General features: G+C 59.5%; 16 protein-coding genes. 6 read left to right on the forward strand and 10 right to left on the reverse strand.

The window, feature by feature from the left end:
• Positions 1-102 precede the first annotated feature (102 nt).
• The 4 genes from tatC to HMPREF2674_RS08220 all read left to right on the forward strand — a co-directional run bounded on the left by tatC (position 103) and on the right by HMPREF2674_RS08220 (position 6,584).
• Entirely contained in the window at positions 103-984 is an 882-nt protein-coding gene (gene tatC, locus HMPREF2674_RS08205) for a twin-arginine translocase subunit TatC (RefSeq protein ID WP_070649401.1), read from the forward strand.
• Positions 985-1,244: 260 nt separating this feature from the next.
• Positions 1,245-4,277 carry a DEAD/DEAH box helicase gene (locus HMPREF2674_RS08210; protein WP_070825402.1) on the forward strand — a complete coding sequence of 1,011 codons (3,033 nt, stop codon included), beginning with the start codon at positions 1,245-1,247 and terminating at the stop codon, positions 4,275-4,277.
• Positions 4,278-4,515: 238 nt separating this feature from the next.
• Positions 4,516-5,724 carry an amidohydrolase gene (locus HMPREF2674_RS08215; protein ID WP_070825403.1) on the forward strand — a complete coding sequence of 403 codons (1,209 nt, stop codon included), beginning with the start codon at positions 4,516-4,518 and terminating at the stop codon, positions 5,722-5,724.
• Between the two features lie 122 nt (positions 5,725-5,846).
• The gene (locus HMPREF2674_RS08220; protein WP_070484396.1) at positions 5,847-6,584 is read left to right on the forward strand and encodes a polyprenol monophosphomannose synthase; all 738 of its coding nucleotides are present in this window, start codon (positions 5,847-5,849) and stop codon (positions 6,582-6,584) included.
• 208 nt (positions 6,585-6,792) lie between these two features.
• Here HMPREF2674_RS08220 and HMPREF2674_RS08225 read toward each other — a convergent pair whose 3' ends face one another.
• The 6 genes from HMPREF2674_RS08225 to HMPREF2674_RS08250 form a co-directional block, all read right to left on the reverse strand.
• The gene (locus tag HMPREF2674_RS08225; RefSeq protein ID WP_049334184.1) at positions 6,793-7,131 is read right to left on the reverse strand and encodes an RNA polymerase-binding protein RbpA; all 339 of its coding nucleotides are present in this window, start codon (positions 7,129-7,131) and stop codon (positions 6,793-6,795) included.
• A 164-nt stretch (positions 7,132-7,295) separates the two neighbouring features.
• Positions 7,296-8,276 (reverse strand): SPFH domain-containing protein, encoded by a 981-nt coding sequence (locus tag HMPREF2674_RS08230; protein WP_070825404.1) that lies wholly within the window; start codon positions 8,274-8,276, stop codon positions 7,296-7,298.
• Between the two features lie 79 nt (positions 8,277-8,355).
• A complete protein-coding gene (locus HMPREF2674_RS08235) occupies positions 8,356-8,805 on the reverse strand; it encodes an NfeD family protein (protein WP_070825405.1) in 450 nt (149 codons plus the stop codon).
• A gap of 549 nt (positions 8,806-9,354) precedes the next feature.
• Entirely contained in the window at positions 9,355-10,425 is a 1,071-nt protein-coding gene (gene trpD / locus HMPREF2674_RS08240; protein ID WP_070484393.1) for an anthranilate phosphoribosyltransferase, read from the reverse strand.
• Between the two features lie 103 nt (positions 10,426-10,528).
• Entirely contained in the window at positions 10,529-10,882 is a 354-nt protein-coding gene (locus HMPREF2674_RS08245; RefSeq protein WP_049337623.1) for a HesB/IscA family protein, read from the reverse strand.
• A 291-nt stretch (positions 10,883-11,173) separates the two neighbouring features.
• The gene (locus HMPREF2674_RS08250; RefSeq protein WP_049334180.1) at positions 11,174-12,568 is read right to left on the reverse strand and encodes a M20/M25/M40 family metallo-hydrolase; all 1,395 of its coding nucleotides are present in this window, start codon (positions 12,566-12,568) and stop codon (positions 11,174-11,176) included.
• A 136-nt stretch (positions 12,569-12,704) separates the two neighbouring features.
• Here HMPREF2674_RS08250 and HMPREF2674_RS08255 point away from each other — a divergent pair, with 136 nt between their 5' ends.
• Complete coding sequence (locus HMPREF2674_RS08255; protein WP_070825406.1) at positions 12,705-13,364, forward strand: DUF3043 domain-containing protein; 660 nt, start codon at positions 12,705-12,707, stop codon at positions 13,362-13,364.
• A 168-nt stretch (positions 13,365-13,532) separates the two neighbouring features.
• On the forward strand, positions 13,533-15,695 hold the full coding sequence (locus tag HMPREF2674_RS09330; protein WP_141761823.1) for a hypothetical protein: 2,163 nt from the start codon (positions 13,533-13,535) through the stop codon (positions 15,693-15,695).
• 196 nt (positions 15,696-15,891) lie between these two features.
• Here HMPREF2674_RS09330 and HMPREF2674_RS08260 read toward each other — a convergent pair whose 3' ends face one another.
• From HMPREF2674_RS08260 to recO, 4 genes are all read right to left on the reverse strand, one after another.
• Positions 15,892-16,536: a DUF6318 family protein gene (locus HMPREF2674_RS08260; protein ID WP_070825407.1), complete on the reverse strand. Its 645-nt coding sequence runs from the start codon at positions 16,534-16,536 to the stop codon at positions 15,892-15,894.
• A gap of 288 nt (positions 16,537-16,824) precedes the next feature.
• A complete protein-coding gene (locus HMPREF2674_RS08265) occupies positions 16,825-17,913 on the reverse strand; it encodes a quinone-dependent dihydroorotate dehydrogenase (RefSeq protein WP_070484381.1) in 1,089 nt (362 codons plus the stop codon).
• A 92-nt stretch (positions 17,914-18,005) separates the two neighbouring features.
• The gene (locus HMPREF2674_RS08270; RefSeq protein ID WP_049345287.1) at positions 18,006-18,794 is read right to left on the reverse strand and encodes an isoprenyl transferase; all 789 of its coding nucleotides are present in this window, start codon (positions 18,792-18,794) and stop codon (positions 18,006-18,008) included.
• Between the two features lie 126 nt (positions 18,795-18,920).
• Entirely contained in the window at positions 18,921-19,748 is an 828-nt protein-coding gene (recO, locus tag HMPREF2674_RS08275) for a DNA repair protein RecO (RefSeq protein WP_070825408.1), read from the reverse strand.
• Positions 19,749-19,900 lie beyond the last annotated feature (152 nt).

The following is a 19,900-nucleotide window of genomic DNA, read 5'->3' on the forward strand; positions in this document are numbered from 1 at the left end:
CCACGCCCCAAACCCGTGCCCGCCCACCGGCCGGCACGGGTTTTGCGGCACCGCCCCAAACCCCTCAGCCAACCATAGGCACAGACACCCAGAGGACACCCCGTGGCAACACCCGACCAGGACGTGCGCAACCGCAAACTCAACCCTGAAGCGCGCATGGAACTCAAGGAACACCTACGCGAATTTCGCGACCGCTTCATCAAGGCGGCTATCGCAACCATCATCGCGGCCATCATCGGCACGGTCTTCCTCTACCAGCCCTTCATCGAAATGATCTCCGCACCCCTGCAGCAGATCAACGCAGAAACCGGCCGCAACGCCAACCTCAACTACGGTTCCGTTGCATCCCCCTTCGACCAGCTGCTCAAGGTCGGCATGTACATCGGCATGGTGATTGCGTCCCCCGTCTGGCTCTACCAGGCGCTGCGATTCCTGCTACCGGCGCTGCACACCAAGGAGAAGAAGTATCTCTTCGGCTTCCTTACCGCAGCCATCTTCGCTTTCGGCTGCGGTGTGGCCATCTCGTACTTCACCCTCCCCGGCGTCGTCTACGCACTGCTGAAGTTCACCCCCGTCAACGAAAGTAACTACATTGACGCCGGCGTGTACATCTCCTTCATCCTGAAGTTCGTTGTGACGTTCTCCTGCGCCTTCATCATCCCCGTCATTCTCGTCGGCATTAACATGCTGGGCCTAATTCGCGGTAAGACCATCCTGAAGTCCTGGCGCTGGGTCGTCGTCCTCGTCGCGGTCATCGCGGCACTGACCGCACCCGGTAGCGACATCATGATGATGTTCGTCCTCATGGCGCCGCTACTCATCTTCTTCTTCGCGGCCATCGGCATCTGCATGTTCAACGACAAGCGCCGCGACCGCAAGCTCGCCAAGCTGGCAGAAGGCGCAGACGAAGCAACCCTGAACACCGCAACCAGCGCCGAAGACCTGGCCAATATGGGCTACTTCGACGAAGAAAAAACCTCCTAAACGTTCCTGACGGAACACCACATCACGGGTACTCGCCGAAAGGGCGGGGCACAGATTCACCTCTGCGCCCCGCCCTTTCCGCATACCCGCCCCCGGACGGCCCCAAAACCCAGAAGGCGCGCCGGATGCGCTCGCGGTCGGGCTCGAGCCGCCGCGTGCCACCCGTGTTTTCACCCGTGTGTTCGCCCGTACCTGATATCTGCCGGAAGCCGCCGCTTCGAGCCGAGCGCCGGCAGGCCAGCCGCTACACTGGATGTACCATGACTAAGCACCACGCACAGCACACTTCTGACGCACACACTTCTACCGCTTCTAACGGGCACCCCGGCACCGACTACGCCGCCGCCTACGCCGCATCCCGCGAACGCTCCGCATACGCCAAGAGCGCCCTGGGCGCGTTTGAGGCCTCCCTGGATTTCCCGCTGGACGACTTTCAGCGTCAGGCGTGTGCCGCTGTGGAGGCGGACCGCTCCGTCCTCGTGGCCGCCCCCACGGGCGCGGGTAAGACCATCGTGGGCGAGTTCGGCATCTACCTGGCGCTGCGCCGCGGCATGAAGGCGTTCTACACGACCCCGATCAAGGCGCTGAGCAACCAGAAGTACCACGATTTCGTGCGCGCGTACGGCGAGGACTACGTGGGCCTGCTGACCGGCGACACGAGCATCAACACCGAAGCCCCCGTGGTCGTGATGACCACCGAGGTGCTGCGCAACATGCTCTACGCCAACTCCACCACCCTGAACGGCCTGGGGTACGTGGTCATGGACGAGGTGCACTACCTGGCAGACCGTTTCCGCGGCGCGGTGTGGGAAGAGGCCATCATCCACCTGCCCGAGCACGTGAACGTCATCTCCCTGTCGGCTACGGTGTCAAACGTTGAGGAGTTCGGAGCCTGGCTGGACACGGTGCGCGGCGGCACGGACGTTATCGTCTCCGAGCACCGCCCGGTACCCCTGTGGCAGCACATGATGGTCGGCCACCGCGTGGTAGACCTCTTCGTGCCCGAGGACAACTCGGCACACGGCAAAAACGGCAAAAACCAGGAGCCGGAGGAGCAGCTCTCCCGCAAACAGGCAAAGAAGACGCAGAAGGCCAAGCAGCGCGGCGCATCCGTAGAGGCGGGCGCCAACCCTCTGCTGGCCGGCCTGCGCCTGAACCCGCAGCTGAAGGCACTACGCCCCGGCTTCCGTTCCGGCCCGGGACGCGGCCGCTACGGCGGAAAGCGTGAACGCTTCCGCCACCGCCGCGAAGGCTGGCTCAACGAAACCTTCAGCAGCGGCGAGCGCGGCCGCTCAGACCGCACGCGCCGCTACTCAGACGGTGAGCGCGGCGAACAGGCACCGCTGCGCCCCCAGCGCATCACCCGCCCCGAAATGGTCCGCGCCCTCGACAAGCAGGGTCTACTGCCCGCCATCTGCTTCATCTTCTCCCGCGCCGGATGCGACGGCGCGGTCAGCCAGTGCGTGGCAGCCGACATTACGCTCACCACCCCCGAACAGCAGCAGACCATCCGCGCCTACATTGCGGAGGCCACGGCACACCTGGACACCCGCGACCTGAACACCCTCGGCTACTACGAATGGCGCGACGGGCTGATTCGCGGTATCGCGGCACACCACGCCGGCCTGCTACCCCTCTTCAAGGAGGTCGTGGAGGCTCTCTTCACCCAGGGCCTGATTAAGCTGGTCTTCGCCACCGAAACCCTCGCACTGGGCATCAACATGCCCGCCCGCACCGTCATCCTGGAAAAGCTCACCAAGTACAACGGCGAATCCCACGTGGACATCACCCCCGGCGAGTACACCCAGCTAACCGGACGCGCAGGCCGCCGCGGCATCGACATCGAAGGCCACGCCGTCGTCATGTGGCGCCCCGGCATGTCCCCGGAACACGTGGCAACCCTCGCCTCAACCCGCACCTACCCGCTGAACTCCTCATTCCGCCCCACCTACAACATGGCGGCAAACCTCATCGCCTCCTACGGCGCCGAACGCACCCGCAAAATCCTCGAATCCTCCTTCGCACAGTTCCAGGCCGACAAGTCGGTCGTGGGCATCGCCTCCCGCGTACGCAAAAACGAAAACGCCCTGGAAGGCTACCGCGAAGCAATGGCATGCCACCTGGGCGACTTCACCGAATACGTCCAGCTCAGCCGCCAAATCGCCGAACTGGAAAAGAAAGCCTCCAAGAGCAACGAACGCCACGCCCGCGCGCAGGCACACCACAGCATCCAACAGCTACTGCCCGGCGACATCATCTACATTCCGCACGGCCGCTCCCGCGGCTACGCGGTCGTAGTCACCCGCTCCGATTCGCACGCCGACCCCCGCATCGGCATCGTCACCGAGGACGCGCACCAGCGCACCGCCTCAACCCGAGATTTCGAAGGCGCCGTCGAACCGGTCTCACGCATCAAAATCCCCAAGCGCCTAAGCCTCAAAACCGCCAAGGAACGCCGCGACACCGCAAGCCGCATGCGCCAGGCACTCTACGACGGACGTGCCCCGCGCGCGCTCGCACAGCAGAACATCCCTGCTCGTCAGAACAGTATTGACGCGCAGCTGGAGGCGCTGCAGGCTCAGCTGCGTAACCATCCGTGCCACGGCTGCTCCGACCGCGCGAACCACATGCGTTGGGCTGAGCGCTGGCAGAAGCTCAACTCTGAGACTGAAGGGTTGCGCCGTCAGATTGCCCGCCGCACCAACACTATCGCGCAGGTCTTCAACCGCATTGCGCGTCTGCTGGAGAGCTACGGCTACGTCGAACGCACCGAGGATAACGAACTGTCGCTAACCACCGGCGGCCAGGCTCTGCGCCGCATCTACGGCGAGCGCGACCTACTGACCGCCCTGTGCCTAGACGCGCACTTCCTCGACGGCCTGGAACCCGCCGCCATCGCGGCAACCGTCGCCGCACTAACCTACCAGGGCAAGCGCGACGCCGTGGAATACCTGGCGCACTACCCGCACCCCTCCCTGCGCGCACCCATCGCGACGATTACGCAGCGCCTCGCCGACCTGAACGCAGCCGAGGAACAGTTCAAGGTCGACCTGACCCCGGCCTGCGACTTCGGCCTGGTCGAACCCATGTACGCATGGGCAAACGGCGCCCACCTCGCAAAGGCCATCGAAGACACCGGCCTCGCCGCCGGCGACTTCGTACGCTGGGCAAAGCAGGTACTGGACGCCCTAGACCAGATCGCGCACATCCGATCCCTGGACCCGGTCATCCGCGCTCGCTGTGAGGAGGCCATCGAGGCAGTACGCCGCGGCGTTGTGGCGCTGGACGTCTAACGCGCTCGCGGCGTGCCTCTTGCGGTGGCCGGGGGCTCCCGGCCGCCATCGCCGTTCCATCATTCGATACCCCCGGAGGGTGCGGGTCATTCTTTGTCGTGAAAGGATGCACATACTACCGCAGCCCCCGGGGGTGCTTTTATACTCGGACTAGGGCCTGTTGGGGTGTTCCGCCGCGTTGGCGGATGCGCCCCGGGCCCGAGTCCCAGCGTTCCGCTCAATGGCGAAAGGATTAACAATGGCCACCCGTATTTTTGTGGACGGTAGCGTGTACAGCCCCGTCGACCCCTATGCCACGGCTCTTTTGACGGAGGACGGCGTCGTCCGCTGGGTTGGTTCTGATGCGGGTGCTCATTCGATTGCCGATGAGTCCACCGAGGTGGTGGAGCTCGACGGTGCCCTGCTGACTCCCGCTTTTGCTCGCGCCCTGGCGCCGGTGGGCGGTAAGGAGCCCGTCGAGATCCTCGAGTACCTGGATGTCTACCGCGCCGTGGGTTACCACACCCATACCCTGCTGGCTTCCATGGATGATGCGGCGGATCTGGTGTCGGCCCTACGCCACAACATCGAGGAGCACGGCCCGGCGGATATCCGTCTGATTCTTGATGCTTCGGGCCCGCGGGTTGAGGGCCGTGAGCGGGAGGGCGTCGACCTTGAGGAGCTGGTGAGCGCGATTAAGGCGCTACGCCCGCTGACCGAGGGCCCGCGCGCGCTGCCGGGTCTGTCGCTGACGGGTATCCACGTTCCCGCGGGGCTGGCGGAGCGCTACGCCCAGGTGGCCGAGGACGCCGCGCTGGTTCTGTCGATTGACGCTTCCGCAGGTTTTGCTGCCGCCGCCGAGGCCGCCCTGTCGATTCGTGGGGAGCGTCCGTGGCTTCCGATTCGCCTGGACGCAGCGTACAGCACGGCTCAGGATCCCATTAGCGATGAGTGGTTGCAGAAGCTGGCCGAGGGCCGCGTGCACCTGGGTTTGAGCGTGTGCGAGCCGGAGTCTGACGAGGACGATGAGGCTGTGCAGGCGCTGGCCGCGCTGGCCGCCGGGGGAGAGGGCCAGGAGTCGGTGGCTTCGGTTGCGCGCCGCGCGAATGTCGCGGGCACCTCGATTGCGTTGGGTTCCGATACCCAGCTGTTTGCGCCGGGTGCGTGGGCCCTGGTGCGCGCGCTGGTGAACGATGAGCGCGGCGTATCTGCACGTAGCGCGTTTGCGGCGCTGACCCGCGGCGTATACCGTCTGGCGCATGAGGAGAACCCGTTTATGGGCCAGCTGGCACCGGATACCCCGGCCTTCGTGACGCGTTGGCGTGTGGAGGCGCTGATGGTTCAGGCTCCGGATTCGCGCGTTGCCTCGTGGAGCACCGATCCGCGCGCCCGGATTCCGCTGCTTCCGGTCCTGGAGGACGACTCGCCCCTACCCATTCTTGAATCTATTTACACTGAAAGTAACTAATTTTTAGCTTGTCAGAGACTTTTTACGGGGCTGAAGCCCCTCAATAATTCATCGATTTATATGTTTACCCGGTATACTGGACATCTACCGGCCTGTTTTATATGCACCTGTGAGGGAGTATTATGCGCGTTCTAACTGTCATCCCGACGTATAACGAAAAGGAGAACCTACCGGTTGTGGTGGAGCGTCTTCGCAAGGCAGCTCCCGAGGTAGACATTCTCGTGGTGGATGATAACAGCCCCGACGGCACCGGCCAGATCGCTGACGAGCTCTCGGCAAAGGACCCTCAGATTCACGTTCTGCACCGCACCGTTAAGGACGGCCTGGGCGGCGCCTACCTGGCGGGCTTTGACTGGGGTCTGGAGGCAGGCTACGAGATTCTGATTGAGATGGACGCTGACTGCTCCCACCAGCCCGAGCAGCTGCCCTCCCTGGTGCGCGCCGTTGAGGCGGGCGCCGATCTGGCCATCGGATCGCGTTACGTGCCGGGTGGCAAGACGAAGAATTGGCCGGCTCACCGCCAGATTCTCTCGCGCGGCGCTAACCTGTACACCCGTATGGTGCTGGGCACCTCCATCAAGGACATCACCGCAGGTTTCCGCGCGTACCGCCGCGAGGCCCTGCAGCGTCTGAACCTGGACGGTATTGACTCGAAGGGCTACGTGTTCCAGGTGGATTTGGCGTGGCGTTCGGAGCAGGCCGGCCTGAAGATTGTCGAGGTGCCCATTACCTTCGTTGAGCGCGAGGTGGGCGCCTCGAAGATGGACGGCAACATCATCTTCGATTCGATGTCGAAGGTGACCCGCTGGGGCCTGAAGAGCCACGCGGAGAAGCTGAAGAAGGCTCTGGGCAAGAAGTAGTCCCGGGTCATAACCCAACCTCATATGAGGGGGCCGGGTCGGATGCGCATTACGAGCATCCGCCCCGGCCCCTTTCTGTTGGAATCCTCTGAGAACCCCTAACGCCTCTCGCACATGACGGGCAGGAAGGCCATCCGGGGTACACAAAAGGGGGCCTTTCGGCGGCTCACATGCCGCTGAAAGGCCCCCTAACGTGTCTAGACGTTCCTTAGACCGCGAAGTGGTTGCGGTAGTACTCCAGGCGTTCCTCCAGAGTCTTCTCCAGCTCTTCAATGCTGCGACGCTCCATGAGCATGTCCCAGTGGGTACGTGCAGGCTTCTCATCCTCGGCGTTGGCGGTGGAATCACCGTTGACCAGGAAGGCCTCCTTGCCGGACTTTGCGGTCCAGACCGGGGGAATCTCTGCCTCGGCCGCGAAAGTCACGAAAACACGGTCACCGTCTGCGGTGCGGTACTCGACGCGCTGGCGGGGTGCCGGCTGCACGTTCGATTCGGTTTCCATCGACTGGGAACCCAGGCGCATACCGCGCAGGCTACGATCGCTCATTTTTCCTCCAGTGTCCGTCGTGTGCGCCGGGCGGCGCTTCAGGTATAACGTTGGGCGGGGGAGAGCTATTCCCTCGAACGTTTACAAAACATCCATTATATCGGTAATAGTCTCCGCCCGCCCACTGTGCAGGGGTTGAACCCTATGAATTTTTTAGGTGCCTGCTAGCCGTTGATGCCGTAGCTCTGACCCTCGGCCTTCGGGGCGGAGGACTTTGCGGGTGCATCCGCCAGGTTGGATGCGGGCAGGGTGCCGAACGCGTTGCCCAGGCCTCGCAGTGCATCGCCGAGCTCGGTCGGGATGAACCAGAGCTTGTTGGCGTCGCCTTCGGCGAGCTTGGGCAGGGTCTGCAGGTACTGGTAGGTGAGAAGCTGCTGGCTGGGGTTGGCATCGTGGATGGCGGCGAAGACCTTCTGCACGGCCTCGGCCTCACCGTTTGCGCGCAGGATGGCGGACTGTGCGTCGCCCTCTGCACGCAGAATCTGTGCCTGCTTTTCACCCTCAGCACGCAGGATGGCGGCGCGGGATTCACCCTCGGCGGTCAGAATGTCAGACTGCTTCTGGCCTTCTGCGGTGAGGATTGCTGCGCGGCGGTCACGCTCAGCGCGCATCTGCTTCTCCATGGAGTCCTGGATGGACACCGGGGGCTGAATTTCCTTGATATCCACGCGGGAGACGCGCAGGCCCCAGCGGCCGGTGGTGGAGTCGAGCACGCCGCGCAGCTCCGCGTTAATCTGATCGCGGGAGGTGAGGGTCTGCTCCAGGTTCAGGCCGCCAACGACGTTACGCAGGGTTGCGCTGGTCAGCTCGTCCACGGCGCGAATGTAGTTGGTGATTTCGTAGGTTGCGGCCTGGGGGTCGGTGACCTGGAAGTACACGACGGTGTCGATGCCGACCACGAGGTTATCTTCGGTAATCACGGACTGCGAGGGGAAGGAAACCACCTGTTCGCGCAGGTCGATGAGGGGCAGCACGCGGTCAACCACGGGGATGACGATGTGCAGGCCGGGCTTGAGAACGGCGCGGAACTTACCCAGTCGCTCGACGATGCCGGCTCGTCCCTGCGGAATGACGCGCACGGTCTTGGCGAGCATCGTCAGCACGAAGAGGATGAGTAGGACCGTCAGAATAAGGCTGATAGGCATTATTTCTCCTTATCGGTGTGTTATATGGCGTGTTTTTGGGTATCTGAATCTGCTTCTAGAGCCGGTATTCAGGTGGGTATTAGCTGTGGGGGAGAGGCTCTACGATTGCGGTAGCACCCTCAATGGCTCGTACCCTCGCGTGTGATCCTGCTACGAGCGTTCCGGAGGTGGTGCGCGCCGTCCAGGTGTCGCCGGCCAGTACCACCAAACCGGTTTCGCTAGTCACATCTTGAGTGATGCGTACCTCAGACCCGATGAGTGCCTCGACATTGGTGGCGGTGTTACCGGCCGACCGATTGAGCTTCTTGAGTAGCGGCGGGCGCAGGCCAAGAACCAGAATCAGGCAGATCACTACGAAAATAACGGTTCGGATGAGCATGTTATCCACGAAGGGCGATATTGCCGCGGTAATGCCTGCGCTAATCGCCAGCATGAGAAAGAACAGGTCGAGACTGAGCATCTCAATAACGGCGAAGGTGAGGGCGAGAACAACCCAGAGCGTCCAGGGTGTCTCGAAGAGCCAATCCATGTTTCCTCCTTCGGAGTTTCGGAATGTGTGCCGCGCGGATGCGAGCTCAACACGTCTCGGACGTACCGGGTTCTGAGTCATCAATGTCTCGGCGGCCTACGCTCATTATGTCAGGTGGGGCGCCTGCGGGGATGGGTTATGACGGAAAATGCGGGTGAATACATCGAGTGTTAAGACGGCGTTCAACAAGGCAGAATCAAGTATTCATCAATCTCCCTAAAAAGCCGATAATATACATTATGTAAAGTAGACCTATTTTTCACTACCCCACCGGCTGCCCACCGATGCTTTCTACGCTCTAGCTGGCACGGGTCGAACCTGTGCTCCTCGTAGTGCGACTGTTGCGACTGCGCTCTTCCGTCCATGTCTCTGAGCTCCGTGCACCTCGCACCTTTCTCTGAGCTCCGCGCATCTCATCTAGCCGTACGCTCACATGCCCCGACCCTTCGGGTTCCTCAACGCCTCCCGTTAAACGACAAACACCCGAGACGAGTTCACACCATTCGGTGCGCCCCATCTCGGGTGCCTATCATCAGCTACTGAGTTTCTTTATTCTGCGCGCTTGGAGCTGAACTCTACCCAGGCATTGAGCACGCGCTCTGCTGCACCGGATGCAATAGATTCGCGTGCATCAGCCAACGCCTGCGTGAAGCGAGCCTCAAAGCTTTCGCCGTTGGTCGGGCGGTACGCCACCAGACCAGCCGCAGCGTTCATCACCACAGCGTCGTGAATGGCGCGCAGCGGGCTCTTCGGGGCCTCGCCCTCCCCCGCCAAAATGGCGCGGAACACACCCGCGTTGTACTCGGCGTCGCCGCCACGCAACTGCTCCAGCGGTGCGTTCTGCAGACCGTACTCGGTCGGGTCAAAACGGTACTCGGTCAGTTCGCCGTCTACAGCCTCCCACAGGCGGCTCGTGGTGGCGATGGTCAGCTCATCCAGGCCGTCATCGCCGCGGAAAATCAGGGCGTGATCGCCGCGCTCCGCGAAGACGTGAGCCATCTTCTCAGCCATGACCGGGTTCGCAACGCCGATAGCCGAGGACTTCACGCGAGCCGGGTTCGTCATGGGGCCCAGGTAGTTGAACGCGGTCGGAATGCCCAGCAGGCGGCGGGTCGGGCCCACGTGGCGCATTGCCGGGTGGAAGGTCATCGCAAACAGGAACGTGATGCCGGTCTCGCGAGCGCATTCGGCGACTGCGGGAATGGGCATGTCGAGGCGGATTCCGAGGGCTTCGAGGACGTCTGCGGAGCCGGATTTGGAGGTGGAGGCGCGGTTGCCGTGTTTGACGACGGTGGCGCCGGTGCCTGCGATGACGAGGGCTGCCATGGTGGAGATGTTGACGGTGCTTTGCTGGTCGCCGCCGGTGCCGACGATGTCTACGGCGTGGGGGTCGATGTCGACGGTTTCGGCTTTGGCGATCATGCCGGCTGCGAGTGCGCCGAGTTCTTCGGGGGTTTCGCCTTTGGAGTGGAGGGCGGTGAGGAAGGACGCGAGGATCGGCTGTTCGGTTTGGCCGGTCATGATTTGGTCCATGGCCCAGGCGACTTCGGTGTCGGTGAGGTTTTGGTGTTTGATGAGCTGGTTGAGGATGTATTTCCAGGTGATTTCGTGCGTAGTCATGTTTTAAGTGTAAAACCCCCGTCGCGTATCTGCACGGTTGGGTGCAGTATGCGAGACGGGGGTTTGTTAGGCGTGTCGCGCTTTAGTGGTGGGTGCCTTCGGTTTAGTGGAAGGAGTCACCGCATGCGCAGGAGCCTGCTGCGTTGGGGTTGTCGATGGAGAAGCCCTGCTTTTCGATGGTGTCTTCGAAGTCGATGGTGGAGCCGTCGAGGTAGGGTGCGCTCATCTTGTCGACGATAACTTCTACGCCGTCGAAGTTGCGGACTGCGTCGCCGTCGAGGACACGCTCGTCGAAGTAGAGCTGGTAGATGAGGCCGGAGCAGCCGCCGGGCTGGACGGCGATGCGCAGGCGCAGGTCGGTGCGGCCTTCCTGTTCGAGGAGGGTGCGGACCTTGGTCTGTGCTACTTCGGTGAGGTTGACGCCGTGGGTCGGCAGTTCGATGGTGGTTGCACTCATTGGTGTTGTCCTTTTGTTTTGTTGGTTGCCCGTGTGCGTCGCGTGTGCGTCGCGTGTGGGTGTTTTAGCCTTCACGATACGCGCCCAGGTGTTTGATGTACAACCTAGGGTGTGCATAGTTCGCCGGGGGCGTGAGTGTTGATGTGGGGGCTTGACAAATAATTCTGCTTCTAGGATACCGAAAAAGTGGGGGTTGGGGTTTGTGACCCTTCTCCCCCACTTTTTGTGGATGTTTCTCCCCCGCGCTTCTTGAAGCTTTCTAGCCGAGTGGGTGCTGGTCAGCGAGCGCGTTTAGCGAGCGCCGAGTGCGCTGAGCAGCAGTGCCTCCGCCAGGATTGCGTTCTTGAAGTCCGGGATGTACAGGGACTCGTTGGCGCTGTGGGCGCGGGTGTCGGGGTCTTCCACACCGGTGACCAGAATCTGTGCCTGCGGGAAGGTCTGCTTCAGGTCGGCGATGAACGGAATGGAGCCGCCCATGCCGGTCTGCACGGGTTCCAGGTCCCAGGCGGCGCGCATGGCGTCCAGAGCGGTCTGCGCACCGTCTGCGTCCACCTCGGTCGAGAAGGGCATGCCGGAATCCACGGCGGTGTAGCTGACCTCGGCGCCGTGGGGTGCGTGGGCCTTGATGTGCTCGGCGAGCGCGCGGTGTGCGTTTTCGGGGGTGTCGCCGGGTGCGAGACGGGTGCTGATGCGTGCTCGGGAGAGGACTGCCAGGGTGTTGGAGGAGGTTGCGATGGAGGGGATGTCCATGCCGATGACGGAGATGGCCGGCTGGGTCCACAGACGGGAGGCGACGGTTCCGGTGCCTGCGAGGGGTACGGAGTCGAGGATTCCGGAGTCGTTGCGGAAGTCCGCTTCGGCGTATTCGAGTTCGGGTTCGGGGGCTCGGTGTAGGCCTTCGACGGCTACGGCGCCGGTGGCGTCGTGCAGGGTTGCGAGGAGCTGTGCCATGAGGGTGTGTGCGTCGAGCATGGGGCCGCCGAACATGCCGGAGTGGATGGCGTGGCTGCCGACGCGTACTTCGATGTCGCCGGATGCGACGCCGCGCAGGCTGGTGGTGAGTGCGGGTACGCCGGCGCGCCAGTTGGCGGAGTCTGCGACGATGATGTAGTCGGCGGACAGTTCGTCGCGGTAGGTGTTGAGGAAGGAGACGAAGGAGGGTGAGCCTGCTTCTTCTTCGCCTTCGATGAAGAGTTTCACGCCGAGTTTGAAGTCATCGCCGAGGGTTTCGTTGATGGCTGCGAGCGCGGCGAGGTGTACGAGGATGCCTGCTTTGTCGTCTGCTGCGCCGCGGCCGTAGAGGCGGTCGCCCTTGCGGGTGGCGACAAAGGGTTCGGTGTCCCAGAGGTCGAGGTTGCCGGCGGGCTGTACGTCGTGGTGGGCGTAGAGCAGGATGGTGGGGTAGCCTTCGGCGGCGGGGCGCTGGGCGATGACGGCGGGCATGCCCTGCTTTTCGGTGCCGTCGGCGGTGGTGTAGGTGGCGCGTTCGATGCGTGCGTTGTCGAAGCCTGCCTTGCGGGCGAGTGCGGCGACTGCTTCTGCGCTGCGGTCGACCTGGGTGAGGTCGTGGGATTCCCAGGCGATGGAGGGAATGGCGACGAGGTCGGTGAGGGTTTGTAGGGTGGCTTCGAATCGTTCGTTGATTGCGTCGTTGAGGGCGCTGTGGTGGGTGAATTCAGTAGTCATGTTTCTACCTTACATCGCGGGGTGTGGGGGTGTGTTATTCGGGGTCTTGCGGTGGGGTGGGGCTGTGGTGTTTCAGGCTCTGACGTGGTTTTGTTGTGGAGGGGGTGTATCTGTGTGTGTCGGGTATGATGGGAGGGTGTTTGGTCGTAAGAATAAGAAGGCTGAGATTGAAGCTGCTCAGCCGCAGGTTGTAGAGGAGCCGCAGGCTCCGGTTGATCCGAAGTTTACCCCGAAGAAGGGCCGTCCGACTCCTTCGCGTAAGGAGCGGGAGGCGGCTCGTCATAGGCCTCTGGTGGGCGGCGGTGATCGTGCGCTTGCGAATGATCGCGAGGCGCGTGCTGAGCTTCGTCGTCGTGAGCGTGAGGATAACGCTAAGCTTCGTGCTCGTCAGAATGAGGCGTTGCGTGGCGGCGATCAGCGTTTCTTGCCTCTTGTGGATCAGGGTCCGCAGCGTCGTTACATCCGTGATTACGTGGATGCGCGCCGTAACCTGGGCGATTTCATGCTGATTGTTCTGTTGGTTCTGCTGGTTGGCGGCTGGATCGGTCAGGGTGTTTCGGGTTCGTCCGAGGTTGGCGTTTCGATTTATTACGGTTCTGTGTATGCGATGTATGCCGCGATGCTGCTGTGGGTGATTGATTATTTCATTCTGTGGCGTGGCCTGAAGAAGAAGCTGATTGCTAAATTTGGCGAGGTTCAGCGCGGTGGTGGTATGTACACCTTTAACCGTGTGATGATGGTTCGTCGTTGGCGCCGTCCGGTTCCGATGGTGAAGTACGGTGAGTACCCGCACTAAGTCGTTAGTGCCTTATAGGTGCTTGGGGAGAGGTCCTGAAGGTTCAGGCCTCTCCCCTATTTTCAGCTACTGTATTCACACCCGAAGACACAAAATAATTATCTAAAGAGATATAAATTTTATATAACAACGCCCGTTAAGATACCAACCAAGAAAGGAAGGTGCTAGATGAACATCCTAGACCTAATAGCTGAGATACTTATAGATAAAAATTACGAAAATAAATTCAACCTCCCCGACGGTCCAATTAGCTTTCTATTTAATTCAATACACAAGAATGCATCATTTATATTAATAGCTTGCATATTAATAATATTTTTATCCTTTAGGAGAATATATAAATCCAACACATATGACAAAAACACAGAATCCACCCTTCTATTAATCATATCTACCGTTTTTACCGCTTTTTGCCTATCTGTCTCACTAGATGATTTGGGTTTTACAATATTTAAAACTATTGCCCCGACAGCAGCTGGAATCACAGCACTTGCTCTGTTTCTGCAAAATGACCAGAAAAATAGAATGGAATTAAATGACCGCCATAAAGAATACCGAAAAAGCATAATAATCGATAGAAGAAATCGACATTCCGATGCAATAAAAACAATAAATACTGACAAGGAAAAAAATATTCAGGTAGGCTTGCGTCAGTTACGTTCACTGCTAATCGAGTGGCTTCAAGATAATCCGAGTAATAACTATGAAAAATATGAAAAACGTAATGAAATAATAAATATTACAGATGAAGTGTCTGCTGTACTCCAAAAAAATACAAACTTAAAGAATAAAAAGTCCTCCTCTATTGAAGAGGCCGCACTCTCCTTTGCCAACATGGCACGCGGAGGGTGGTATGTTTCCCCGACAACGAGACCAAGAAAAGTAGTATCACTATTCAATTTTTACATTCGATACAGACTCCGCCTATTCGTAATTTTGCTATACTCTGACCTTTATGAAGTCTTGTCTTTTAAGGACAGTGAGCAAAGAACTATCAAATTAAAGCCAAAAATTATTAAATACTTACAGAAAATAATAGATGAACGATTGATTGCTCAAGATTTATCCAATAATTGGCTATCGTCAAAGTATCAGAATTCACGTTTTTTCAATGCCATAATTCATATACCCACTAAATCTCCCGCATCTCGACGCCTTATAAATTTCCATGTAGGCGATTCAATCGATAAAAATACGTATTCTTTCAATTTTAAAGAAGCAAAAATCGATTCACCTATAAAACTTTCTGGGTTTCAGGGGGTTGATTTTACAAAATCGAAGTTCCGCTCCAAATTCATAATTAAACCTGATTATCAAAATATTCCTGACGCGTACTTAATCGATACCAAGTTTCAAGGTTCGACTTTTCGTAAGTCGACTAGTTTCATCTTAACTAAATTTTTATTCAACTACAGTGAACCGCCATTTAGTAATGTAACTTTTATGAAACCTGTTACCTTTAAATCATGCGTATTTCTGGCCGGGTCACCGATCCCCCATGACTTTATAATCAAGGAATCCAATTTTCAACATAAAACCAATAGTCTAATTATTGAAGATTCGTTATTTAACATCCCCCTATCTCTGAAAGACTCATCCATTCCAAATGCAAAACTTTCTAAAAATTATTTTGCTTTTGGAACAACTATTACTGAAGTTGAATCAGAGCAAATTAAATTTGAATCATGCAACCTGGAATCTTTATCGGTTGAAAAAATAAAGCAGATACATGAAGGTGTCCCAGAGATAAAAATAAAAAATTCCACCGTTCGACAAGAAACTAATATCTATAGTACTATAGATATTCATGTCAATGAATCACGCTTCAAGAAAAATAGCATCTTCGGACGCGTTGGGGTGCATCCCACAAATAAAGTCAATATTTCTAAATCAGTCTTCAGTGGATTAGAAATAAGCGCCAGTTCAGAAATAAAAATTCAAGGTATATCAGTTGAAAAATTAGATATATTCATCGATACTAATTCACCAATAGATGTATTGCTCCAGGGTATCTTGGGGCTTGCTTCAGAAATTACTATAGACGGATCAGATGGCCAAATAAGGTCGTTAATCCTGAATGATATATACGTAAAAAAAATTCATTTCCTTAATATAAATTTCTCCCAAGTTGAAAATATCGAACTAGAAAACGTTAAATGTAAAGAAATTCATTTTATGGACTGCACGTTTGATTCCCCCAACCAGGAGGAAGACATTAAACGTTCAGCGAGTAGTCTATACAAAAGAAAAAATCCTAATAGCTATGAGCCTAATAGCTATGAGGAACTAATCGAAAATTATGATTACTATAGCGGTCTCGAAGATCTTTGAATATAACTCTGAAATTAACTGAATAAAATTATAAATTACCATTCTGTATACATGATGGGGGTGTCACTTCACCTTATGGTGTGAAGCGACACCCCCCTTCTGTGTATTCAAAATTTTTAACATATCTGTTGTCTAGCCTTCAGAGCGTAAACCTCTTAGTGGCAAGCGCTGCGCTTGCGACTGGATACCGGCACGATTAGGCTTCAATTCGGGAGTAGAGAATCTGCCACCTGCCGTCGTGGTGTTCGAGGGCGAAGATGTAGATTTCTTCTTCCTTGTCGCTGCTCCAGGTTTCTTGGCGACCATCTGGTTCCACGTCGGTTTCTTTGTCCCATTCGTGGCGGGTTTTCAGGCGGTAGGTTTGATCGTCCTCGGTCCAGGGTATGCCTTCGGGTTCGAAGTGTTCGATGCCGTCGATGACCCATCCGCCGCGCTGGTAGAGCGCTTCTATTTCCCGGTAGATTTCGAGTTCTCCGTCGTTTGAGGTGGAGAGGAATTCGCGTGCTTTGCTGTAGTCGCCGGTTTGGACGCCGTAGTTGATCCACTGGTTCCAGGCGTCCATGGTTTTGCGGATGCCGGCGGCGGTCTTTTCGCGGTAGCCGTCTTCGGGGGCGTTGGGTTTGGGAACGTTCTGGGCGGGGCCTTTGGCGTCTGCTTTGCGGTATTCGCCGGCGCTGTTGCCGGTGCTTGAGCTGCTGTTGGTGGTGGCTGCGCCGGATGCCGTGGCTGCGCCTCCTGTCGGCGTGGTGTCGTGCGGGGCGCATGCGGTGAGCAGGGTGCCGAGGCTGATGAGTGTGCCTCCGGTCAGCATTGAGCGGCGGTTCAGCGCGTTGGGGGTCATGGGTGGTCCTCCACATCGTTGTAGTGCATGATTTCCCGTCTACCTCCATTATGCGGGGGTGCGCGCCTAGAACCCGTTATTGGTCTATTCCCATCGTCCGGTTGTTGCCCGGTTGTTGCCCGGTTGTTGTCCGGCGGTGGTCCGTCCGATTACGCGAGCTGTTTGCCCGCGCAGAAACACAAAAGGGGCACCGCATCCACCCCCTACGGGTAGAGAACGGTGCCCCCTCAGCACGCCGGGAGCGTGAGGCTCCCTCCCCCGCCGGTTACCCGGCGGGGCGCAAACCTTTTAGCGGCGAGCGCGGCGCAGCTTCACCAGGCCACGGTTAATGTGTGCCGCCCAGAGCGGACCCTCATACAGGAACGCGGTGTAGCCCTGCACCAGGTCAGCGCCAGCGTCCAGGCGTTCCTGCACGTCCTCGGCGGTGGTCACGCCGCCGACGGAGATGATGGCCAGGTCGTCGCCGATTTCGCGCTTGAGCAGGCGCAGCACCTCGAGGGAGCGGGGCTTCAGCGGCGCGCCGGAGAGGCCGCCGGCACCGATTTCCTTGACCTTGGTCATATCGCTGGTCAGGCCCAGGCCTTCGCGGGCGATGGTGGTGTTGGTGGCGATGATGCCGTCCAGCTTCAGCTCCTTGGCCAGGGCCGCCACCTCGATGATGTCCTCGTCGACCAGGTCGGGTGCGATCTTGACGGTGAGGGGTACGTGGCGGTTGGGGCTGACGCGGTTTGCCTCCTCGCGCACGGCGGTGAGCAGCGGGCGCAGCGACTCGATAGCCTGCAGGGTGCGCAGACCCGGAGTGTTCGGGGAGGAGACGTTGACGACCAGGTAGTCTGCCTGCGGTGCCAGGGTGCGGGTAGAGATCAGGTAGTCCTCGATAGCGTTCTCGAGCTCCACGACCTTGGTCTTGCCGATGTTCACGCCGATGATGGGGCGTACGACGCCGCGGTATTCGGTTTCGAGGTCTGCGCGGGCGGCGGCTACGCGCGGGCCTGCCGCTGCGGCGCCGTCATTGTTGAAGCCCATGCGGTTGATGACGGCCTTGTCTTCGACGAGGCGGAAGAGGCGCGGCTGCGGGTTGCCGGGCTGCGCCTGGCCGGTGATGGTGCCGATCTCGACGTGGCCGAAGCCGATACCAGCCAGCGCGGCGATGCCCTTGCCGCCCTTGTCGAAGCCCGCGGCCAGGCCGAAGGGCGAGGGGAAGGTGATGCCCATGACGGTGGTTGCCAGTTCGGGTGCGGGCTGGAAGTACTTGCGCAGCGCGCGGGTGATGCCGACGTTACGCAGGGTCTGCACGCCCCAGAAGCCGATGTGGTGTGCCTTCTCGGGGTCCATGCCCTTGAAGAAGATGTTGAAGAAGGTCGGGTAGATGCGCATTTGTTCTCCCTAGTGTTGGAGGTGTGGGTGGTTTGTGGGCGGCGAACCGGGTCGCCACGTTGGGGCGCTAACGCCTGGGCTTAGTGGTCGGCCTACTCGGCGGCGATGGCGTCGACTGCGCCCCCGTAGCGGCGGTCGCGGCGCGCGTACTCTTCGACGGCTTCCCAGAGGGTGCGGCGGTCGACGTCGGGCCAGAGCACGTTCATGAAGACGAACTCGGCGTAGGCGCTCTGCCACAGCAGGAAGTTTGAGATGCGCTGCTCACCGGAGGAACGCAGGAACAGGTCAACGTCGGGCAGGTCGGGTTCGTCCAGGTACTTTTGGATGGTCTTTTCGGTGATGCTGCCGGGCTTGAGCTTGCCCGCGGCAACGTCTGCCGCGATGGCTGCGGCCGCGTCGGCGATTTCTGCGCGGCCGCCGTAGTTCACGCACATGGTGAGGGTGCAGACGGTGTTGTCGATGGTTTCGCGCTCGCAGAGCTCGAGCTCTTCGATGACGCTCTTCCACAGCTTGGGTCGGCGACCGGCCCAGCGGATGCGCACGCCCCAGGTCTTGAGGGTTGCCAGCTGGCGCTGCAGCACCTCGGTGGAGAAACGCATGATGAATGCAACCTCGCTGGGCGAGCGCTTCCAGTTTTCGGTGGAGAAGGCGTAGGCGGTCACGTACGGGATGCCCATTTCGATGGCGCCCGCAACAACGTCCAGCAGGGCGGCCTCGCCGGCGCGGTGACCTTCGGTGCGGGGCAGGCCGCGTTCGTTGGCCCAGCGTCCGTTGCCGTCCATGACGACGGCGACGTGCTGGGGGATGAACTTCTTCGGAATCGGCGGCGGGGTTGCCCCGGTGGGGTGCGGGGGCGGGGGTACGGGCTGGGTGCGTGCCATGTGTGCCTTTCTTCCCTGGCGGGTTCTCCCCCGGGGTCGTTTGCCTAGATATGCACCAGATATAAACCTGGCGTGCTGTTAGCTATTTTACCGTGACACAGCGCGCATGGGCGGGTGCTTCGGGTGTTATTTTGCGGGGGTTTCCGCCTCGAGCGCCCCAAGGGTTTTGAGAGGGTGCTCCAGCAGATTTTGGGTGGTGGCGAGGTAGAGTTTGAGGATTTTATCGGCGGTTCCGCGGGGTGCGGCGTCGATGGTTTCCCAGGCGCTCGGGTTGGGGCTGGCGGCGGCGAGCGCGTAGGCCAGGTCTTCGGCCGTGAGAGCGGTGAGGGGCGCATCGGTGGCGGGGGCGCACTTCGGGCAGAGGACGGTGTACTGGCCGTAGGTGTGGGCGGTGTGGAAGGCGAGATATCGGCCCGGGGCTTCCGCAGTGCCCTCCTGAGCCGTGGCTTCGGGTGTGAGTGGGGTGCCGCATCGGGTGCATCGTTCGCCGATGAGGGGCCAGCCGGAGCAGTCCATGGCGCGGGCCAGGTAGCGGGTGAGCACGCGTTGGGGGGTGTGCTGCGCGTGGGCTAGGGTTGCGAATGCCCCGTGGGTGAGCGTGTACAGTTCGGTGGTTCCGGCGCTGTTTTGGGTGAGATCTTCGGCGAGTTCGGCGATGGTGGAGGCGCAGGTGTACGCGGCATAGTCGGCCATGATGGGGCCGGTGTAGGCGTGCAGGGTTGCGGCCTGGGTGATGGTGTGCAGGTTGGTGCGGCCGCGGCTGAAGGAAAGGTCGGTGTGCATGAACGGTTCGAGTCGTCCGCCGAACTTGGAGGTGGGTTTGCGCACGGCCTTGGCGACGGCGTGGGTGATTCCGCCGTCGCGGGTGAGCATGATGATGATGCGGTCGGTTTCGCCGAGTTTTTGAGTGCGGAGGATGAGGGCGGCATCGCGCCAGGTGCGGGGTTCGCTCACGGGTGTCTCCGTTCTCGAGAGTTGTTCACTGGCTGTCGTTCTGCGGGTTCTGACGGGTGCGCGGTGGTTCCCCCGCGGGGTGCGTGCGACATCTGCGGCTGCGGTATCTGCGGTGTCCGTCGCTACCGATGCGGGTGCACCGGGTACGGTTC

Source organism: Rothia sp. HMSC062F03, assembly GCF_001836905.1.
Lineage (GTDB): Bacteria > Actinomycetota > Actinomycetes > Actinomycetales > Micrococcaceae > Rothia > Rothia mucilaginosa_A.

What these genes read in the sequence shown, in the direction of transcription:
- HMPREF2674_RS08210 (WP_070825402.1), top strand. Translation starts at nt 1,245, where the DNA reads ATGACTAAGCACCACGCACAGCACACTTCTGACGCACACACTTCTACC.
- HMPREF2674_RS08215 (WP_070825403.1), top strand. Translation starts at nt 4,516, where the DNA reads ATGGCCACCCGTATTTTTGTGGACGGTAGCGTGTACAGCCCCGTCGAC.
- HMPREF2674_RS08220 (WP_070484396.1), top strand. Translation starts at nt 5,847, where the DNA reads ATGCGCGTTCTAACTGTCATCCCGACGTATAACGAAAAGGAGAACCTA.
- HMPREF2674_RS08225 (WP_049334184.1), bottom strand. Translation starts at nt 7,131, where the DNA reads ATGAGCGATCGTAGCCTGCGCGGTATGCGCCTGGGTTCCCAGTCGATG.
- HMPREF2674_RS08230 (WP_070825404.1), bottom strand. Translation starts at nt 8,276, where the DNA reads ATGCCTATCAGCCTTATTCTGACGGTCCTACTCATCCTCTTCGTGCTG.
- HMPREF2674_RS08235 (WP_070825405.1), bottom strand. Translation starts at nt 8,805, where the DNA reads ATGGATTGGCTCTTCGAGACACCCTGGACGCTCTGGGTTGTTCTCGCC.
- trpD (WP_070484393.1), bottom strand. Translation starts at nt 10,425, where the DNA reads ATGACTACGCACGAAATCACCTGGAAATACATCCTCAACCAGCTCATC.
- HMPREF2674_RS08245 (WP_049337623.1), bottom strand. Translation starts at nt 10,882, where the DNA reads ATGAGTGCAACCACCATCGAACTGCCGACCCACGGCGTCAACCTCACC.
- HMPREF2674_RS08250 (WP_049334180.1), bottom strand. Translation starts at nt 12,568, where the DNA reads ATGACTACTGAATTCACCCACCACAGCGCCCTCAACGACGCAATCAAC.
- HMPREF2674_RS09330 (WP_141761823.1), top strand. Translation starts at nt 13,533, where the DNA reads ATGAACATCCTAGACCTAATAGCTGAGATACTTATAGATAAAAATTAC.
- HMPREF2674_RS08260 (WP_070825407.1), bottom strand. Translation starts at nt 16,536, where the DNA reads ATGACCCCCAACGCGCTGAACCGCCGCTCAATGCTGACCGGAGGCACA.
- HMPREF2674_RS08265 (WP_070484381.1), bottom strand. Translation starts at nt 17,913, where the DNA reads ATGCGCATCTACCCGACCTTCTTCAACATCTTCTTCAAGGGCATGGAC.
- HMPREF2674_RS08270 (WP_049345287.1), bottom strand. Translation starts at nt 18,794, where the DNA reads ATGGCACGCACCCAGCCCGTACCCCCGCCCCCGCACCCCACCGGGGCA.